The following is a 17,463-nucleotide window of genomic DNA, read 5'->3' on the forward strand; positions in this document are numbered from 1 at the left end:
TTCAGCCTACGCTTTCTTTGCAAGCAACGCTTTTTTATCAGCTTCGCTTAAAAAGGCAATCTCAACCGCATTGCGCTGCGCTTTATGGATATCACTCAAATCTAAACCTGCCGCCGCAGCTGCATGGCTATACTCGTTGTCCAACTCGATACCTTGAACCGCAGGGTCATCGGTATTGATGGTTGCCAATACACCATGATCTAAAAATGCTTTCAATGGATGCGTGGTTAAACTTTCGACAGTACTTGTTTGGATATTACTGGTTAGGCAAGACTCGATCCCGATACGATTATCACGTAAATAGTCCATCAGAGCTGGGTCATGGATTGCTTTAACTCCGTGACCGATACGTGTTGCACCAAGTTCTTTAATGGCTTGCCAGATACTTACCGCGCCCTCAGCTTCGCCAGCATGTACCGTCACACCAAGGTAAGCATCGCGAACCTGCTTATAATGTTCAATAAACAGCTCGCCCGAGAAGCCCAGCTCGTCACCCGCGAGGTCAATCGCAACCAACTGCTCTTTAAAGGCAAGTAGCGCGTCTAGCTCATATTGGCATTTCTCAACACCAAATGTGCGTGACATAATCCCGATCAGGTTAACCTTAATGTCTTGGCCTTTAACTGCACTTTGTACACCGTCGACTACGGCTTCAACAACGCCCTGCGGGTGTAGATTATGGGTTTTTGCCATGTAGTAAGGGCTAAACCTTAGCTCAGTGTAATCAATACCTTGTGCAACTGCGTCGGCAACATTTTCAATCGCAATACGGCGACAAGCATCGTAGTCACCTAGTACCTTTACGCCCCAATCTAGTTTTTCAAGAAACGCCATTAGATTAGGTGCATTGTCCAACACTTGAACATGCGGGCGTAGACCTTCGAGATCCGTTGCTGGTAAATCCATATTAAACTGCTGGCCAAGTTCTAAAATCGTTGTAGCACGAACGTTACCATCTAAGTGGCGATGTAAATCTAATAGTGGGAGTGTGTTATTGATCATAAGAGACTCGATTTGCAGTTAAAATTTTTGGGATCATACGCACCTAAACTGAGATAGCAAGGACATATGTCAGAATTGAGTATAGCTAACTTTAGTACAAAAAAGCCTGCACATTGCTGCGCAGGCTTTTCGTTACGATTTTGCGATTAAATACGCTTTCTCGTAGGTATGCATTTTTTCGTAGGCAAGCTGAGCTTGCTTACTCCAGCGCGCTTCCCAAGGGTTTGCGCTTAAAGAATCAAAGATCTTCGCAGCAAGTTCATAATCCCCCTCAGCATTGCAAAGGCAAGCCAATGAGAACAGCAACTCCTTGTCATCTGGATGTTTTTTCAATTGCTGCTGCAGTGCTAATTTGAGTTCATTACTACTTTGCGTGCTGTGTTGCAGATAGTCCGCCAACTGGTGATATTGACCTTGTTTAAGCAGCTTCTTGAGCTCGCCCAACACTTCCGCTATGCGTCCCTGTTGCAGCTTCACCTTATTAAGAGCAGGTATTGCATGCGCTTTTACTGCCTTAGGTAGCATATTAAACAAAGTGTCTGCTTGCTCTGGGGCTATCACAAACATGCGCTCGAACACACTCTGCCACTGTGTATCACTCCAGTTGAGCTTTTTGTGCCACTTCGCGATTTGTGCAGCGGCCAGCTCGGGTTGCTTAGCCTGTAGGCAAGCTAAAATGTAACCGCTAAGCACCGCAGAAGTTGGTTTAGCCGCAGACATTTTATCATCAAGTAAAGCCAACGCCTGTTCACTATTATTTGCCTCTAGCCATAGTGCCGCGAGCTGCCCTTGGTTGTCATCTGATATTGCTTCTAGCTCCGTATTCGCTTTGACAACATCTCCTTGTTTTAACGCCGCTTTGGCTGCGATGGCACGCACATAGTCTTGGCGTTCATCCGGCTGCGGCGTTTTCGTCAACAAAGTTGCGGCTTGTTCCACTTCGCCGTTAATAAATAGCCACAAACTTTCGTTCCATGCTTGTTGCGCTTTTAGTTTGCGCTTTCTGGAAAAATGACCTTTCGTATTGACTAGGCGATGCCACGACCAACGCACTACCTTACCCAACAACACTAAAGCGGTGATGACAAGCAACAACAAGATAGTGAAAGACACTATGCTGCCTTCAATCGTGGTTTGATTGAACGAGATCAACACATAGCCTTTCTCATCAATGAGCAAATGACTGGCGGCTAGCGCGATAAAGATAAGCGCGAAGGTGATGATTTTTGCCATCATTTTAGCCACCCTTTTACTGCTGCTGGGGTGGCAAGCTCAATCGACTCTTGGCGCTGAACTTCACTGCGGCTCAGCTTGTTTAAAGCCTGCTGCATCGCGCTCACAGGCGCGTGTTGCGTATCAAAATAACGCGCCAATGTGTCGGCTGCACTATCAAGCGCACTGAAGTAAATGCTCGCCTGTTGATCTATTAATGCGGTTTGTGCTTGGGTTAAATAAGCACGCAGCTGCGTGCGTATAAGCAGCTGCTCATTTTTATCTAAGAGTGGGTCTATCACCACTTCATCATGGTGGCGTATGGTAATAAAGGCATCAACCAACCCCCGCCAAGAGCGCTTTAAGTTCGCTTGCCAATCATCAACCTGTTGCGATAGCGCAGCATCTTCACTCGCTGCCTTTTGCGGAATCTGCTTGGTTTTGATCGTTAGCGTATCAACTTGAGACAATAAACCATGAAGCTCAAAGTAAAGTGACTCCGTTTGTGGCTTAGGTAAGGCCTTCAAAGCCGCAATATCTGTAGCAATCGCCTGCTTAACAGCAGCCGTGTTGGACTCAGACTCTAAGCTCTCTTGCAAGCGCTGCAGAATAGCGATTGCGCCAAGATAATCTTGCTCTGCCGCGACCTTAAATGCAGCAAGGCGCTGTAAATACAATGCTTCAGAGGCCACGGCACCGCTTACTTGCTGCTGCGCCTTGGCAAGCGTCTGCGTTAGCTGGGTTTCCACATGTTGCTGCTGCTCAGCCAATCGCTTTGCGACATTGTCTTGCAACGAATCAAGCACATTTTCTACTCGCTGAAGTTGCGATTTAGCGCCACTCAGCTGTGTGTTTAGTAGCTGATTTTCAGCGTTAATCGCTTGGTTAGCTAACAACGCTTGTTGCAACTGTTGTTGCTGTTGCAAATAAACATAGCCAGCACCACTACCCAGTGCCACTAATAATGCAAGGAGCGCAACCTTACTCACACCAGCCTTAGCGTGATGTGGCGTTACGGTTTGCTCTGCTGCTTTTGCAGCTTGCTGGGTATTTGTATTCTTTGTTTGCGATTCAGACTGAGTCATTTTGCGCCCTTGCTGCTTGGTATAGTCGATGATACTCCCTGCGATGGCACGATTATCAGGGCCATGACATACCACAATTTGAGACTGTTCGATGTTATAGGATTGCTGTACATGCTCAGCAATACGTTGGCTCACAACAAAGAAAGTGCGCTGAGCCAACCAATCTTTACTTGCTGACGACTGCGTATTAAAAATCGCATCCGCTGCACTATTACTGGTAATGACTATACCTTCAATCTGCTGGCTTCGCCAGTGGTCTAACCAGCTATCTGCATTGTCTTTTACGGCAACGCGTTCATAAACCACCAAACTGTCAAGGATGGCCCCCCGCGCTTTTAAAGTTTGCGCAATAACGGGACGCCCGCCTTTCCCTTTGACCAACAATACACGCTTGCCCTCAACAGAGGACAGCTGCGGGAGTGCAAGCAAGCCTTCGGAATCAGGTTGTTTAGGGTATTTAGCCTTGATATTTAGGGTCTGCTGGATAGCATCGGCCGTGCCTTCGCCAACAGCAAAAGCTGCGCAATGTCCAGCTAATGGTACTTCTAATTGGTGAAAGTATCGCACCGCATCTGGCGAGACAAAAATAGCTAACTCGGCTTCGCTTATCATTGCTTTGGCGGTGTCACTCACCGCCACTTCGTTAAGCTGCAATACTGGGCAAATCACTGAGCTAATTTGCTGCTGTGTCAGCAACTCAGATAAAGGCTCTGATTTGCCAACGGGTCGAGTTAGCACAACTTTCATTTAAGCGTCCCTATAAACCTCAGCAAGAATTTTATCTGCACCTTGCGCAAGTAAGGATTCTGCCAATTGAATTCCAAGTTGCTCAGCCTCTGCAACCATACCTGAGCATTCGCCACGCAAAATTTCGCTGCCATCGACAGCACCTACTAAACCGCGCAAGTGCACCTGATCGCCCGAGACTTCCGCATAAGCACCGATTGGAACCTGACATCCCCCTTCCAAACGGCGGTTCATCGCCCGCTCGGCAAGTACACGAATACGTGTATCAGTATGCTCCAACGGTGCAAGGAATGCTTTAGTTTGAGCATCATCGCTACGACACTCGATGCCGACAGCGCCTTGACCATTGGCCGGTAATGAAGCTCCAGGTTCAATATAACTTGCGATTCTATCCACCATTTCTAAACGGATAAGTCCCGCAGCGGCCAAAATAATGGCATCAAACTCACCCGCATCTAGCTTGGCTAGGCGAGTATTCACATTACCGCGTAAGTCTTTAATGATTAAGTCCGGACGCGCTGCTCGAATTTGACATTGGCGACGCAGGCTTGATGTGCCAACCACAGCACCCTCAGGCAACTCTGCCAGTGAGGTATAAGTATTAGACACAAACGCGTCTCTTGGGTCTTCGCGTTCGCAAATAGTATGCAGCTCGAGCCCTTCTGGGAAATCAACAGGTACATCTTTCATTGAATGCACTGCAATATCTGCGCGCCCTTCTAACATGGCCTGCTCAAGCTCTTTGACGAACAACCCTTTACCGCCAATTTTTGCCAGTGGCGTATCTAAAATCTTGTCGCCTTTCGTCGACATCGGCACGAGCTCTACTTTTAGATTCGCATGGTGTTTTTCAAGCTCTGCCTTAACAAATTCGGCTTGCCATAGCGCCAAAGCACTTTTGCGCGTTGCAATACGTAATATGGAAACTTGTTCTGTCATGATTTGCCTTTCATTTATTGCAGCGTTATTGCCGCTGCAAATAGTTAACTATGTGGTGATGGCAGTCAGTCACATGCTGCCATACACAATACTGCGAGTAAGATTATTGCTGACTATTATCCACAATGCGGAACGTCTTTTGGGCAAGCAGTTGTCCAGACTGCGTCACCACCTCAACACGCCAATCTCCGGTTTGACTCGGCATGACGTTCTTACTTGAATAAGTACGGTAGCGCGCGGCTTGGATCGGCAGCTCCACTTCTGCCATCAGCTCGTCTTGATGAAACCACAGGTGCGACACCACTTGATCCTTAAGCGCGTGCACTTCAGTGAAAAAGTACAGCTTGTCACTAAACTGAGTGGTCGCAATTACCTCTTTCAACACATTCGTTGGTTCGCGGTCATCAATCATAGTAGTGAGTACAGCGCGGCTGATAAATTGCGTGTCGATTTTTGCCCCTAGCGCGACACTGGCTATGCGCGCTTCAGCATCAAATTGATTTTTAGCTTCAGCCCTTGTTTCTGTTTCTGTTTCTGTTTCTGTTTCTGTTTCTGTTTCTGTTTCTGTTTCTGTTTCTGTTTCTGTTTCTGTTTCTGTTTCTTCAGAAGCTTGTTGCTGTTCTTGGTCTAGTGCAATGACTTGAGCGACCTCTATTGAGGGCGTCGTTAAAACGGTATCAGGTGAGGTATCCGCACTTAGCTGCTCGCCCTCACGCTCTTCATTAGAGTCTACTGATTCAGGAGAGTCATTCAGTGATGTATCGGTTTGCGCAATGGTGGCACGCATAGGTACTGCCACTTGGGTATCATCTTCATCTGCATTGACGTTATTCACGACACCATAAACCCCCGCGGTCGCAATGCCAGCAAATGCTGCCGTTGCCATAAAAATGCGTTTCCAGTGCCATTGATAGGTCACCGCTGAGGGCTCTGAGGGTTGCTTACTCACCGACGTTTTTATGACAATCTTTTGTGACATTGCTTTGCTCCTGTATCTGTCACCAGTACCTTATACCACTTAATATTAATCGCTCAGTCTCGTAATTAACCAAGCGCGAATGGCTTTTAACTCGTCAAGACAGACCTGATGCTCCATTGGGTAGTCTTGCCAGCTCACTTCATAGCCTTGCTGTTGTAACGTGTTAAATGCGTGCTCACCTGCAAACATAGGCACGACAGGATCAGCACTGCCATGCGCCATAAAAATAGTGAGCTCGCTTTGCTGTGCTTCTGCGCTGAGTTTTTCAGGCACACACATATAAGTTGATAGTGCCATGACACCAGCCAATTTAACAGTTAAACGCGGTGCAAGATGGAGCGCGATCACGCCCCCTTGAGAAAATCCAGCTAAGATAATGCGGTTAGCTGGAATACCTTTATCTAACTGTGCCTGAATTAACGCTTCAACCTGAGCTGATGAGTCTCGCACACCTTGCTCATCCGCTCTTTTATCCAGATCAAATGATTTAATGTCATACCATGCACGCATCACCATACCACCATTTATGGTAACCGGCTGCTCTGGTGCATGTGGAAAAATAAAGTGTGCACCCAATTCCTCAGGCAGGTTTAACTCAGAGGCAATGGGTAAAAAGCCGTTTCCTGAATCGCCTAAACCATGGAGCCAAATAATACTCGCTTTATGTTGTCCTTTGGCAGGATAATCTACAAACTCCAACATTAATCGTGCTGCCACTCTATTGCGATATTTGCCTGTTTAGTCGCCGCGTCGCTCATAAATTGCCAAAACTCAGCACCGGAGCGATTATCAATCCACTGATCGCCACGCAACTCAAAGTGATGACCATTAAACTTAGTCGCCACCCAGACTTGGTGCAATGGTGCTTGTTTGTTGATAACAATTTTGCTCTTGTCAGGGAAAATAATTTCTAGAATTCCCGATGCTGATTCGTAATCTAAATCAGCGTCACAATCATCGATCTGCTCTTCAATAGTCAACATTAGCGCATCGGCTAACTCATGATATTCACTTTCTGTCATCGTGATTTCCTCTTACTGACGCACTGCGGCATGGTGCCTAAGCTTAACTCGCTATTTGAGCAATTTGATGAAGACGAAATTTCAATAGCGAAAAGCTGCTTTTTTTATCAATTCTGTTACTCTGCGATTATAAAGGCACTGACACGAATTATCTAATGAAAGCGACACCTTATAAATTTAGCGTAACGGCACTTGTTTTTACTACTTTAATCGGATTATCGGGTTGCGGTCAAAGCGGTCCGCTTTATTTGCCTGAACAACAGGCTAAAAAACCAAACCAACCGAAAGCAGCACAAGCAAACCAGCCTGAAGCAGAACAACAGGAGCGTTAAAATGGATTATTTCAATTATCAAGATGGCGAGTTATTCGCTGAAGATGTCGCCATAACCACAATCGCCGAGCAATATGGTACTCCTTGCTATGTCTACTCGAAGAAGACTTTAACGCGGCATTATCACGCTTTTACGGATGCCGCAGCCGGTCATCCCCACTTAGTGTGCTACGCAGTAAAGGCGAATTCAAATATCGCCGTGTTGAATGTCTTGGCTCAGCTTGGTTCTGGTTTTGATATCGTGTCGAAGGGTGAACTTGCGCGAGTGCTAAAAGCAGGGGGAGATCCTCAAAAAGTCGTTTTTTCTGGTGTTGCGAAAACGGAAGATGAAATTGCGTTTGCGCTTGAGACTGGGATTAAATGCTTTAATGTTGAGTCAATTGCAGAGCTTCACCGCATCAGTGAAGTGGCAACCAGACTGGATAAAATTGCGCCAATTTCATTGCGTGTAAACCCAGATATCGATGCAAAAACTCACCCCTATATTTCAACCGGGTTAAAAGAGAACAAATTTGGTATTGATATCAAAGCCGCATTTGATGTTTACCAGCTCGCGTATGCCCTACCGGGTTTAAAAGTGGTTGGGATCGACTTCCACATCGGCTCTCAGTTGGTTGAGGTTAATCCATTTTTAGCGGCGTTAGATAAAGTGCTGACTCTAATCTCTCAACTTGAAAAAGCGGGAATTTACTTGCATCACCTCGATATCGGTGGCGGTCTTGGCGTGCCCTATGACGGTGAAAAACCGCCGCATCCGAGTGCTTACGCTGCAGAGATTAAAGCGCGATTGGCGCAGTTCAATGATCTAGAACTCATTTTTGAGCCTGGTCGAGCGATTGCTGCCAATGCCGGTGTGTTGGTGACTAAAGTCGAATTTATTAAGCCAACCGAGCATAAGCATTTTGCCATTGTTGATGCTGGTATGAACGACATGTTACGACCATCGCTTTATCAGGCTTGGCAAAATATCGTACCAGCCACACCGCGAGACGACGTTGACGCGATAAATTACGACGTGGTTGGTCCAGTGTGTGAAACGGGTGACTTTCTAGGTAAAGACCGAGTACTTAAAATTAAGGCTGGCGACTTATTAGTACAGCGCAGTGCAGGCGCGTATGGCTTTACCATGAGTTCAAACTATAACTCACGCCCCCGCTGTGCAGAGGTCATGGTTGATAACAACCAACACCATCTAATCCGCCAAAGAGAGCCGTTAGAATCTCTGTGGCAATTTGAGCAACTACTGCCACAATAATCGACTTGGATACATCCTAGGGGTGCAAAACAAGGCTTAATGCCAAGCAGCTTCCCTAGTCGAGGTATCCATGGCAAAGTATTAGTAAAGTGAGGCCATGGTTTTATACCAAAAGATAACCACTCTATGTTTATAAACTTTTCAAAAATGCATGGTTTAGGCAACGACTTTGTGGTGATAGATAATGTCACCCAAAATGTGTTTTTGTCTCGAGACCAAATTAAGAAGTTAGCAGATCGCCACTTTGGAATTGGCTTTGATCAGCTGTTGATGGTTGAAGCGCCTTATTCCCCGGACTTAGATTTTCATTATCGTATTTTCAATGCCGATGGTAACGAAGTTGAGCAGTGTGGTAACGGTGCTCGCTGTTTTGCTCGTTTTGTCCGCATGAAGGGCTTAACGAACAAACACAAGGTTTGTGTCTCTACAAAGGGCGGCAATATCACCCTTTATACCGAAAAAGACGGCCAAGTTACCGTGAATATGGGCAAACCAAACTTTAACCCACAAGCCATTCCGTTTCGTGCAAACAAACAAGAAAACACCTATATTTTAAGAGCCGACGAACATACGGTGTTTTGTAGCGCGGTTTCTATGGGCAATCCTCATGGCGTGATTATTGTCGATAGTGTAGAAACCGCAGAGGTAGCTACACTTGGACCACTCCTTGAACACCATGAACGTTTCCCACAAAAGGCCAATATTGGCTTTATGGAAGTGATTTCTCGTGAATACGTTAAGCTACGTGTTTGGGAGCGCGGCGCTGGCGAAACGCTTGCCTGTGGCACAGGAGCATGTGCTGCCGTAGTTGCAGGCATAATGCAAGGCAAGTTAGAAGAAACCGTTAGGGTCGACCTACCAGGTGGCAGTCTTCAAGTGCGTTGGGGCGGTCAAGGTCAAGTAGTGAAAATGACCGGACCGGCGGAGCATGTTTTTGATGGGCAAATCGCAATATGACCATAAAAGAAGCAAATTCGACTGAACAATTAGTCATTGAGTACCTGCGCAAGCATCCTGATTTTTTGCTCAGGCACCCTTATGTGCTATTGGATTTGCAGCTACACCACCAGCAGCAAGGGCTTCCAAACCTTGCTTTGCACCAACAGCGGATGCTCCGCGATGAAGTCAACTCACTACAGCAGCAGATCAAAGACATGGTCCATTATGCAAAAGCCAACGAGCTGGTTTTCAAGCAATTGAGTGAATGCCAATTGGCTATCATGCGTTGTACTGAGTTGAGTGCAATCAATCATACGTTAGCGCAGCGCTTTGAGGACCACCCGGACATCCAAGCATGTAAACTCATCAACATCGATGATACGCTTTTGGAACTCGTGTCAGCTAAACTGAGCAGTAACAACTGCTACTTAGGACGACTCAGTCAGTCACAAGCTGAACTCTTGTTTGCCGATATTGAAGTAGGATCGGTAGCACTTTACCGCGTTGATGCGTCAGACAAAGGTCGCTTTATTCTGGCTTTTGCCAGCCGCTCACCAGAACACTTTTCGCCACAACACGACAATATGTTGATCACGGCTTTTATTCAAACATTATCGCTTAAGCTCGAAGCGCTGGCATGAGCCTAACACCACTATCGGAAGATTGGACGCAACCAGTAACCGCCTTTATGGCACACTTGCGCCACGAAAAGCACTACTCAGAACATACACTAACCCAATACAACACTCAGCTTATTCAAGCAGCGCAGTATTTTTGTGACCACGCCTCTTCTTGGCTAGAAGTCAGTGGCGAGCAAATTCGCCGCTACAGCATGAAGCTTCGCGGTCAAAATTACAGCCCAAGAACCATCAACCTTAAGCTCAGTTGTATTCGGAGCTTATATAAATTTCTCAAGCTCAAGTCACAATCGCAACAGGCAGTCGTCAATCCCGCGCAAGGGATCCGAGGGCCTAAGTTTCAAAAGCCACTCCCAAAGAACCTTGATGTTGACCAAATGGGACAACTTCTGGAAATTCAGGCAGATGATGCGCTTGCCATTCGTGATAAGGCCATGATGGAATTAATGTACTCTAGTGGTTTGCGATTAAGCGAGTTGATTGGCGCAAACCTATTGGATGTCAAAGACGGTGAAATACGCGTGCTTGGTAAAGGCGGCAAGGAGCGTGTTGTGCCTGTCGGTGGTAAAGCGCTAAACGCACTAGCTGATTGGCTCAAAATAAGGCCGCAATTTGCAACATTGGAAGAACCCGCGCTTTTTGTGAGCAAATTAAAGCGCCGGATCAGTCCTCGCCATGTCCGCGCAAGAATGAAAGAATGGGGTCTGAAACAAGGGGTTAGTACACCTATTCACCCCCATAAACTGAGGCACTCGTTCGCCAGCCACATGCTAGAATCCAGCGGTGACTTGCGCGCGGTACAAGAGATGCTTGGACATGCCAGCTTATCAGCCACTCAGGTCTACACCCATTTAGATTTTCAACATTTAGCAAAAGTGTATGATAGCGCTCACCCAAGAGCGAAAAAGCAAAAAGACGAGTAACAATGAGATTCAATAAGCCCATTTCAGACATTGCCGCCATCAGTTTTGATTTAGACGATACACTATACGACAACAGGCCTATTATCATTGCGGCCGTTAACGCCATGACAGCGCACCTGGATACTATTCCCGAGTGGCAAGCGAAAGGGCGATCATTCTGGTCTCAGTGTCGAAACGAAACGCTCAAACAAAACAGTGCGCTTGCAGAAGATGTGACAAAGTGGCGTCAAGTGGCACTTGAATGGGGCTTCACGGCACTGGGCTTTGATACCGCAACAAGTAAACAGCACGCACTACGTGCCTACCAAGCCTTTGCCGATGCCCGCAGTAATATCACGGTCAGCGACGCCGTCATCAGCCTGCTTGCTCAGTTACGCAGTCAATATCACATTATTGCTATCACTAATGGCAATGTCGAGATAGATAAATTTAATCTTCGCGATAGTTTTGACTTAGTGCTTCGCGCCGGAATTGATGGCCGCGCCAAGCCTCACCCTGAGCTTTACCAGCTTGCCTGTCAGCATTTTAACCTTAAACCACATCAACTTTTACATGTCGGCGATAGCTTGGATACCGATGTACAAGGAGCGCACCGTGCTGGCTGCCCTAGTGCTTGGCTTCGCAACCACTTTACACCATACCAGTACAAAGGATTAGCCAATGTGGAAATCGATGACATACAAATGTTAAAAAAGATGATGTAATGTTTCCTTTCATGCGGTTGCATTCGGTGCTTGAATAACGTACTAATATTGACTTCCAAAAAACGATAATAATGGAAGTGAAATATGTCATCACAGGACACAACAAGTGACACAGGCTTTTTTGGTCATCCAAAAGGTCTGTTTACACTGTTTCTCACCGAGATGTGGGAGCGAATGAGTTATTATGGCATGCGTGCCATGTTAGTGCTTTTCATGACGGCAACCTTACAACAAGAAGGCCTTGGTTTTACTGTCGCATCTGCAGCCGCAATATATGGCCTCTACACTGGTTCGGTTTATTTCTTAGGGTTACCTGGCGGATGGATAGCCGACCGCCTCCTTGGTGGTCAACGCGCGGTTTGGTACGGCGGGATCATCATCATGTGTGGCCACATTATTCTCGCCATTCCTAGCGAGTTTTCTTTTTTTGTGGGCCTTATCTTTGTTGCCAGTGGTACGGGCTTATTAAAGCCAAACATCAGTGCCATGGTTGGGCAGCTCTATAATGATGAGGATAATCGTCGTGACAGTGGTTACGCCATTTATTATATGGGGATCAATTTAGGCTCTGTGATTGGTTATATGGTGTGCGGCTACTTTATGGAAAATGTCGGCTGGCACTGGGCCTTTGGCGCAGCGGCTGTCGGTATGGCAGTCGGCCTTATCACGTATCGTTTAACAGGCAAACATATTGCCACTGTCGGTAACGAGCCAACTAACCCCATGAAAGGAAAAGAGAGCGTAAAAGCATGGAGTGCTATAGGCCTTGCAATTGCGGCTGTCGCAGCAGTTACCATTGCTGCATTTACTGGCGTATTAGTGATAAACCCTGTGGTACTGGCAAAGTATGTAGCCTTCGCTTTCACCATTACGTTTTTCTTGTACTATGGTTATATCTACTTTGCTGGAAACCTAGATGAAAATGAAAAGCGCCGAATGTGGGCTCTCTTTTTGGTTTGCGTTGCCTCTACCTGCTTTTGGTCTGGCTTTGAGCAAGCAGGCTCATCGCTTAATCTATTTGCCCGCGATTACACTGACAGATTAGTCGGCAGTTTTAGTATTCCAACCGCTTGGTTCCAATCAGCCAACGCTTTCTTCATTATCGTGTTATCTCCTTTCTTTGCTGCGCTATGGATTAACTTGGCTAAGCGCATGATCACGCCAACCTATAGCGTGAAATGTGCGATTGGTCTGATCATCATGGCGAGCGGATTTATTGTGATGTTTTTCGCTTCCCAATATGCAGCTCAAGGCCTACAAGTAGCGCCAATGTGGTTGATCACCACTTACTTTTTGCACACCGTGGGTGAGCTTTGCTTAAGTCCTGTGGCATTAAGCGCAGTAAGTAAGTTATCTCCCAAACGTTTTGCAGGGCAAATGATGGGGGTTTTCGTACTCACTTACTCCATTGGTAATATCTTCTCGGGTCTGCTCGCTGGTAGCTTTGATCCTAATAATATCGAAGACTTGCCCAACCTTTATCTGCAAATTGCATTATTTACGATCGGTATTGGTGTATTTGTCGGTGTGCTTGGTCTTAAAACCAAGCATTGGGAAAAACAATCTGAAAAGCCACTGACAGAACAAACGGCTTAAACGAATTGGAGATGTAGGAGTGATGACTTCTACATCTTCTCAAACTAAGCTAAAATCAGATAACTACAATTCGGCACGCCCATTGCTGCTTGATGTCTATATCAACAAAAACACATACGGTTCAATAAACTTTTATTATTCATTTCTGTAACTCGATTCCTTGTCCAAAATAGAGTCACACAACACAAATATGTCGTTTTTCTTCCGACTTTGCTACTGTACTGGCTCTTTCAAAAAAGGATGCTGTTTTCTATGTCTAAAGTTATGATCACTGGTGCAACGGGCTTACTTGGCCGCGCACTTTGCCAAGAGCTAAGTAGTACCCACGAAATTTTAGGATGTGGCTTTAGCCGAGCAGCCGCGCCACTTCACAAACTTGACTTGGCTGACCACAGTTCGGTTTTAGATTTCTTAGATAATCACAGCCCAGAGGTACTTATTCACGCAGCAGCAGAGCGCAGGCCAGAGCAATGTGAGCGAGACCAAGCGGCGACGCTTGCGCTCAATGTTGCGGCAACCGAGTTCTTAGCCCAAGCCTGCCGCGAAAGAGATATTCGATTTTTCTTTATTAGTACCGACTATGTGTTTGACGGTACCTCAGCACCTTATGTTGAAACAGATATCACTAATCCTGTGAACTTCTACGGTCAAACTAAGCAAGCTGCGGAGCGTGCAATACTGGCAGACAGCGCACTACACACCATAGTGCGAGTGCCAGTTTTATACGGCGAGGTAAAAACGCTGGAAGAATCTGCGGTAACCGTTATTGCAAAACAGCTGTTAGCCAACCCCGCTTCAAGTCACGATCATTGGGCCATTCGCTACCCCACCCATGTCAATGATATTGCGCTAACTCTCAAGGATGTTATCGCACAGCCTAACCTTAGTGGGATTATTCATATCAGTGGCAATCAAGCATTCACTAAATATGAAATGGCGCAGGTCATGGCGAAGGCTTTGCAGCTACCGACGCAAGATCTCATGCCACTGAGCCAACCGAGTGACGACGCAACAAGACCAAAAAATTGTGCACTAAAAGACACAAGATTGATTAACATAGGGATCGCTCACCAACGCGATTTTGCAACCGCGGTGAGTGAAGTGCTCACGAACCACAGATAACGCTTAGAAGAGGTTATTACGACCAAAGGGCACTTCTAATGTATTGTCATTGCCTGATACTGAGTGCCCTACCATTTCGTCATAAGCACTTTGATGTCTAATCACCATTTCCATGTAGCTAATATCAAGCAGGCGTTTTTGAATTTGCAGCGGGTTATGTGCTTTTAAAAACTCACCATTTTCTTCCGTGACATAATATTCCACGTTATTAATAAGCACACTGACTTGATAAAGCGCTAAATCAATGGAATGCACTATTACCTTTTGCAGCGGCTGATGTTGTTTTAACTTTGAAAACGCAATGGCCATTGATATTCCCCATACATGGATCCAAACAGTCTGTTGCCCTACAATACGCGCTGTTATCTCATTTTGATCATGTGAATGTCTATGTCCTATCCGATGCGTTTGGCTAAATATCTCAGCCACTGCGGTGTTTGCTCTAGGCGACAAGCGTCTCGCTTAATTGACAGCGCAAGAGTGACCGTAAATGGTCGCTTGGCCAATCACATAGATCACATCAATTTGACCGATTCCATTATGGTCGATGGTGAACTGGTCGCGCCCCCGCAAGCGAGAAGGCTCTTTGTTTACCATAAACCTGTTGGTATAGACTGCAAAGTGAATCCAGATGACCCGGCTAGTATCTATCATGTACTACCTAAATCGTGTCGTGTTTATCCAATAGGTCGGTTAGACAAAGACAGCCGGGGGTTACTACTACTCACCAACGATGGGGCACTGTGTCAGCAGTTAATCCACCCAGACCATCATCAAGAGAAAGAATATGAGGTGCAAGTCGACAAGCCTCTAGATCCAGGTTTTTGCCTTAAAATGGCAGCCGGCGTGCCAGTGAAGGGCCAAATAACCCTACCCTGTACCGTTGAACAAATCGCACATGACCGCTTCAGAATAGTGTTACGCCAAGGACTCAATCGCCAGATCAGAAGAATGGCACATCACTGTGGTTATCGGGTTATCGACTTATACCGAGTGCGTATCGCAAACTTAGCATTGACACAACTAGAGGTTAACTCCGCTGAAGTGAAAGAGATTTCAGCAGAGTTAATTAAATTAGCCTAAGTGTAGAGTCACGCAAAGGACAACTATAAACCACACACCACAATAATGGCGATAGCACAGCCGAGTCCTAGCGCCCATACGATGGAGCGCAGCACGTCAATATTCGCCCAATACAGCACACAATATAATGCTCGAGCGACAATATGGCCTATGGCTAGCCATTCGACTAGAGAAGTGTAGGTTTGGGTGCCAAACGCAACGGCTAAGGCGACAGCAAAAACAGCTAATGACTCAAAACAGTTTTGATGTGCGGCTAATGCTCTTGCCCCCAGCCCTGTCAGCTTCTTTTGCTGTTCACGCGGGAGCTTGTTGTCATAGCCCCCTTCTTTGTTCATCGCCACTGCCACAGGAATTTTGGCAAAATAAGGTAGTAAGATAGCAAGAATTGCACAGATGATTAGTATACCCACAAGATACTCCTTCAACCTTTTGATTATTCAACTCAGTAGAGCAGAATAGCGTTAAAAAGAAAAGCCATAAGTGAATACGTAATACCCTAACCTATGGCCCAATCTTGTAGCATCGATCTTAATCATATCGTGATACTGAAAATTGAACATGTGGCAAATTGTCGCAGTACGCCAACCACAAGAGTTGCTTCCCTAGCACCTTGATACACATTGAATTATTTTCACTATCACGAAAATGCATTTATTCAGACTCGCTCCTATCCGGTATGCTGATACACATTCGAGCATTGTAGAGTCACCTCTCATGTGGATTTTGTTCACCTTGCTAGCGGCTTTTTCTCAGGCTTGGCGAAATGCTTTTCAAAGCAAATTGAGTGAAAACGCCTCCACAGCCAGCGTCACTCTAGCAAGATTTATTTTAGCCAGCCCACTTGCGGGGTTATATCTTTGGAGCCTTTACCAGATTGCTCCTGCAGAATCGCTCGTCATTAGCGATGACTTTTTAGCCTTTGTGCTGGGGGCCAGTGTCATGCAGATCATCGCGACGGGGTTAATGGTGGTGCTGTTTAAGCAAAATAATTACGCCATAGGTGCTGGACTTGCGAAGAGTGAGGCACTCGTGGCGGCGATTTTGGGCGTACTCTTTTTTGGCTCGAGCTTAACTTTACTCGGTTGGTTTGGTGTCTTTATCGGCGCCATCGCGGTGTTGTTATTGAGTGGGTTTAGCCTGCGTGCTTTCAATGGTAAAACTGCTCTAGTAGGACTTGCCTGTGGAACAAGCTTCGCGCTTACTTCTCTTTGGGTGCGTGAAGCCAGTATCGCATCGGGCCAACCTTTCCCCCACAGTGCAGCCTGGGTGTTGCTGTTAGTGCTGGTTTGCCAAACTGTGATGTTGAGTATGTATTTGACGATACGCGAACCACACTCTTGGCGCGTGCTGTGGCAACGTCGTAAACTGACGCTGGCAATTAGTGTTAGCAGTTGCATCGGTTCTATAGGTTGGTTTAGCGCAATGAGCCTTGAGCATGTAGCCTACGTGAAAACACTCGGCCAAATCGAAGTGTTTTTCACTTTGCTTATCTCATTTTTATGGCTCAAAGCGCCGGTAAAGAAGCGCGACTCAATGGGACTCTTACTCATCGCCATTGCGGCTATTTTGGTTATGCTAACTTAAGTACCACAACCCCACTGATGATAAGTAACACGCCCAAGTAGCGCATAAAACTACTTGGGTCACCGTAGAAAAAGATACCCACTAAGAATGTGCCTGCCGCGCCAATACCCGTCCACACCGCATACGAGGTACCCAGTGGAATTTGCTTTTGCGCCAGCCATAACATCCAGCCGCTCAAGGCCATAAAACCAACGGCTACCACTATGCCTAACCAACGAGTATCGGCTTGTTGAGCCATTTTCAGACCAACGGGCCAACCTATTTCAAACAAGCCAGCCATAATTAAATAAACCCACGCCAT

The 17,463-nt window shown here is 46.3% G+C and carries 20 protein-coding genes; 10 read left to right on the forward strand and 10 right to left on the reverse strand.

The window, feature by feature from the left end:
• Window positions 1-6: 6 nt before the first annotated feature.
• From add to cyaY, 7 genes are all read right to left on the reverse strand, one after another.
• Window positions 7-1,002, reverse strand: coding sequence for an adenosine deaminase (add, locus tag DS891_RS22615; RefSeq protein WP_174170992.1), 996 nt, complete (start codon window positions 1,000-1,002; stop codon window positions 7-9).
• Window positions 1,003-1,134: 132 nt separating this feature from the next.
• Entirely contained in the window at window positions 1,135-2,238 is a 1,104-nt protein-coding gene (locus tag DS891_RS22620; RefSeq protein ID WP_039491018.1) for a heme biosynthesis HemY N-terminal domain-containing protein, read from the reverse strand.
• Window positions 2,235-4,046 carry a uroporphyrinogen-III C-methyltransferase gene (locus DS891_RS22625; RefSeq protein ID WP_174170993.1) on the reverse strand — a complete coding sequence of 604 codons (1,812 nt, stop codon included), beginning with the start codon at window positions 4,044-4,046 and terminating at the stop codon, window positions 2,235-2,237. The genes DS891_RS22620 and DS891_RS22625 overlap by 4 nt, the downstream gene beginning before the upstream one ends.
• On the reverse strand, window positions 4,047-4,985 hold the full coding sequence (hemC, locus tag DS891_RS22630; protein ID WP_174170994.1) for a hydroxymethylbilane synthase: 939 nt from the start codon (window positions 4,983-4,985) through the stop codon (window positions 4,047-4,049).
• A 103-nt stretch (window positions 4,986-5,088) separates the two neighbouring features.
• Window positions 5,089-5,964: a DUF2914 domain-containing protein gene (locus DS891_RS22635; protein ID WP_174170995.1), complete on the reverse strand. Its 876-nt coding sequence runs from the start codon at window positions 5,962-5,964 to the stop codon at window positions 5,089-5,091.
• Between the two features lie 45 nt (window positions 5,965-6,009).
• Complete coding sequence (locus tag DS891_RS22640; protein ID WP_174171020.1) at window positions 6,010-6,666, reverse strand: alpha/beta hydrolase; 657 nt, start codon at window positions 6,664-6,666, stop codon at window positions 6,010-6,012.
• Entirely contained in the window at window positions 6,666-6,986 is a 321-nt protein-coding gene (cyaY, locus tag DS891_RS22645) for an iron donor protein CyaY (protein WP_010378141.1), read from the reverse strand. Before cyaY ends, DS891_RS22640 begins: the two co-directional genes overlap by 1 nt.
• A 155-nt stretch (window positions 6,987-7,141) precedes the next feature.
• Between cyaY and DS891_RS22650 the strand changes: the two genes are divergently transcribed.
• From DS891_RS22650 to DS891_RS22685, 8 genes are all read left to right on the forward strand, one after another.
• The gene (locus tag DS891_RS22650; RefSeq protein WP_099031388.1) at window positions 7,142-7,318 is read left to right on the forward strand and encodes a lipoprotein; all 177 of its coding nucleotides are present in this window, start codon (window positions 7,142-7,144) and stop codon (window positions 7,316-7,318) included.
• Window position 7,319: 1 nt separating this feature from the next.
• A complete protein-coding gene (gene lysA / locus DS891_RS22655) occupies window positions 7,320-8,573 on the forward strand; it encodes a diaminopimelate decarboxylase (protein WP_174170996.1) in 1,254 nt (417 codons plus the stop codon).
• 126 nt (window positions 8,574-8,699) lie between these two features.
• Complete coding sequence (gene dapF / locus DS891_RS22660; RefSeq protein ID WP_174170997.1) at window positions 8,700-9,530, forward strand: diaminopimelate epimerase; 831 nt, start codon at window positions 8,700-8,702, stop codon at window positions 9,528-9,530.
• Window positions 9,527-10,153, forward strand: coding sequence for a DUF484 family protein (locus DS891_RS22665; protein WP_039491010.1), 627 nt, complete (start codon window positions 9,527-9,529; stop codon window positions 10,151-10,153). The genes dapF and DS891_RS22665 overlap by 4 nt, the downstream gene beginning before the upstream one ends.
• A complete protein-coding gene (locus DS891_RS22670; RefSeq protein WP_102055832.1) occupies window positions 10,150-11,073 on the forward strand; it encodes a tyrosine recombinase XerC in 924 nt (307 codons plus the stop codon). Before DS891_RS22665 ends, DS891_RS22670 begins: the two co-directional genes overlap by 4 nt.
• A 2-nt stretch (window positions 11,074-11,075) precedes the next feature.
• Window positions 11,076-11,777 carry an HAD-IA family hydrolase gene (locus DS891_RS22675; RefSeq protein ID WP_174170998.1) on the forward strand — a complete coding sequence of 234 codons (702 nt, stop codon included), beginning with the start codon at window positions 11,076-11,078 and terminating at the stop codon, window positions 11,775-11,777.
• A gap of 84 nt (window positions 11,778-11,861) precedes the next feature.
• A complete protein-coding gene (locus DS891_RS22680) occupies window positions 11,862-13,373 on the forward strand; it encodes a peptide MFS transporter (RefSeq protein WP_174170999.1) in 1,512 nt (503 codons plus the stop codon).
• A 252-nt stretch (window positions 13,374-13,625) separates the two neighbouring features.
• A complete protein-coding gene (locus DS891_RS22685) occupies window positions 13,626-14,495 on the forward strand; it encodes an SDR family oxidoreductase (protein WP_174171000.1) in 870 nt (289 codons plus the stop codon).
• A 3-nt stretch (window positions 14,496-14,498) separates the two neighbouring features.
• Here DS891_RS22685 and DS891_RS22690 read toward each other — a convergent pair whose 3' ends face one another.
• Complete coding sequence (locus tag DS891_RS22690; RefSeq protein ID WP_174171001.1) at window positions 14,499-14,804, reverse strand: DUF6482 family protein; 306 nt, start codon at window positions 14,802-14,804, stop codon at window positions 14,499-14,501.
• Window positions 14,805-14,885: 81 nt separating this feature from the next.
• On the opposite strand from DS891_RS22690, the gene DS891_RS22695 reads away from it, so the two are divergent.
• Window positions 14,886-15,578 (forward strand): pseudouridine synthase, encoded by a 693-nt coding sequence (locus DS891_RS22695; RefSeq protein WP_174171021.1) that lies wholly within the window; start codon window positions 14,886-14,888, stop codon window positions 15,576-15,578.
• A gap of 23 nt (window positions 15,579-15,601) precedes the next feature.
• On the opposite strand, the gene DS891_RS22700 is transcribed toward DS891_RS22695, so the two are convergent.
• Window positions 15,602-15,988 carry an MAPEG family protein gene (locus DS891_RS22700; protein WP_010604218.1) on the reverse strand — a complete coding sequence of 129 codons (387 nt, stop codon included), beginning with the start codon at window positions 15,986-15,988 and terminating at the stop codon, window positions 15,602-15,604.
• A gap of 304 nt (window positions 15,989-16,292) precedes the next feature.
• Here DS891_RS22700 and DS891_RS22705 point away from each other — a divergent pair, with 304 nt between their 5' ends.
• Window positions 16,293-17,162, forward strand: coding sequence for a DMT family transporter (locus DS891_RS22705; protein WP_174171002.1), 870 nt, complete (start codon window positions 16,293-16,295; stop codon window positions 17,160-17,162).
• On the opposite strand, the gene DS891_RS22710 is transcribed toward DS891_RS22705, so the two are convergent.
• Window positions 17,149-17,463 (reverse strand): multidrug efflux SMR transporter, encoded by a 315-nt coding sequence (locus DS891_RS22710; protein ID WP_174171003.1) that lies wholly within the window; start codon window positions 17,461-17,463, stop codon window positions 17,149-17,151. The genes DS891_RS22705 and DS891_RS22710 overlap by 14 nt on opposite strands.

Origin of the sequence: Pseudoalteromonas sp. JC28 (genome assembly GCF_013319255.1) — a bacterium.
Classification (GTDB): domain Bacteria; phylum Pseudomonadota; class Gammaproteobacteria; order Enterobacterales; family Alteromonadaceae; genus Pseudoalteromonas.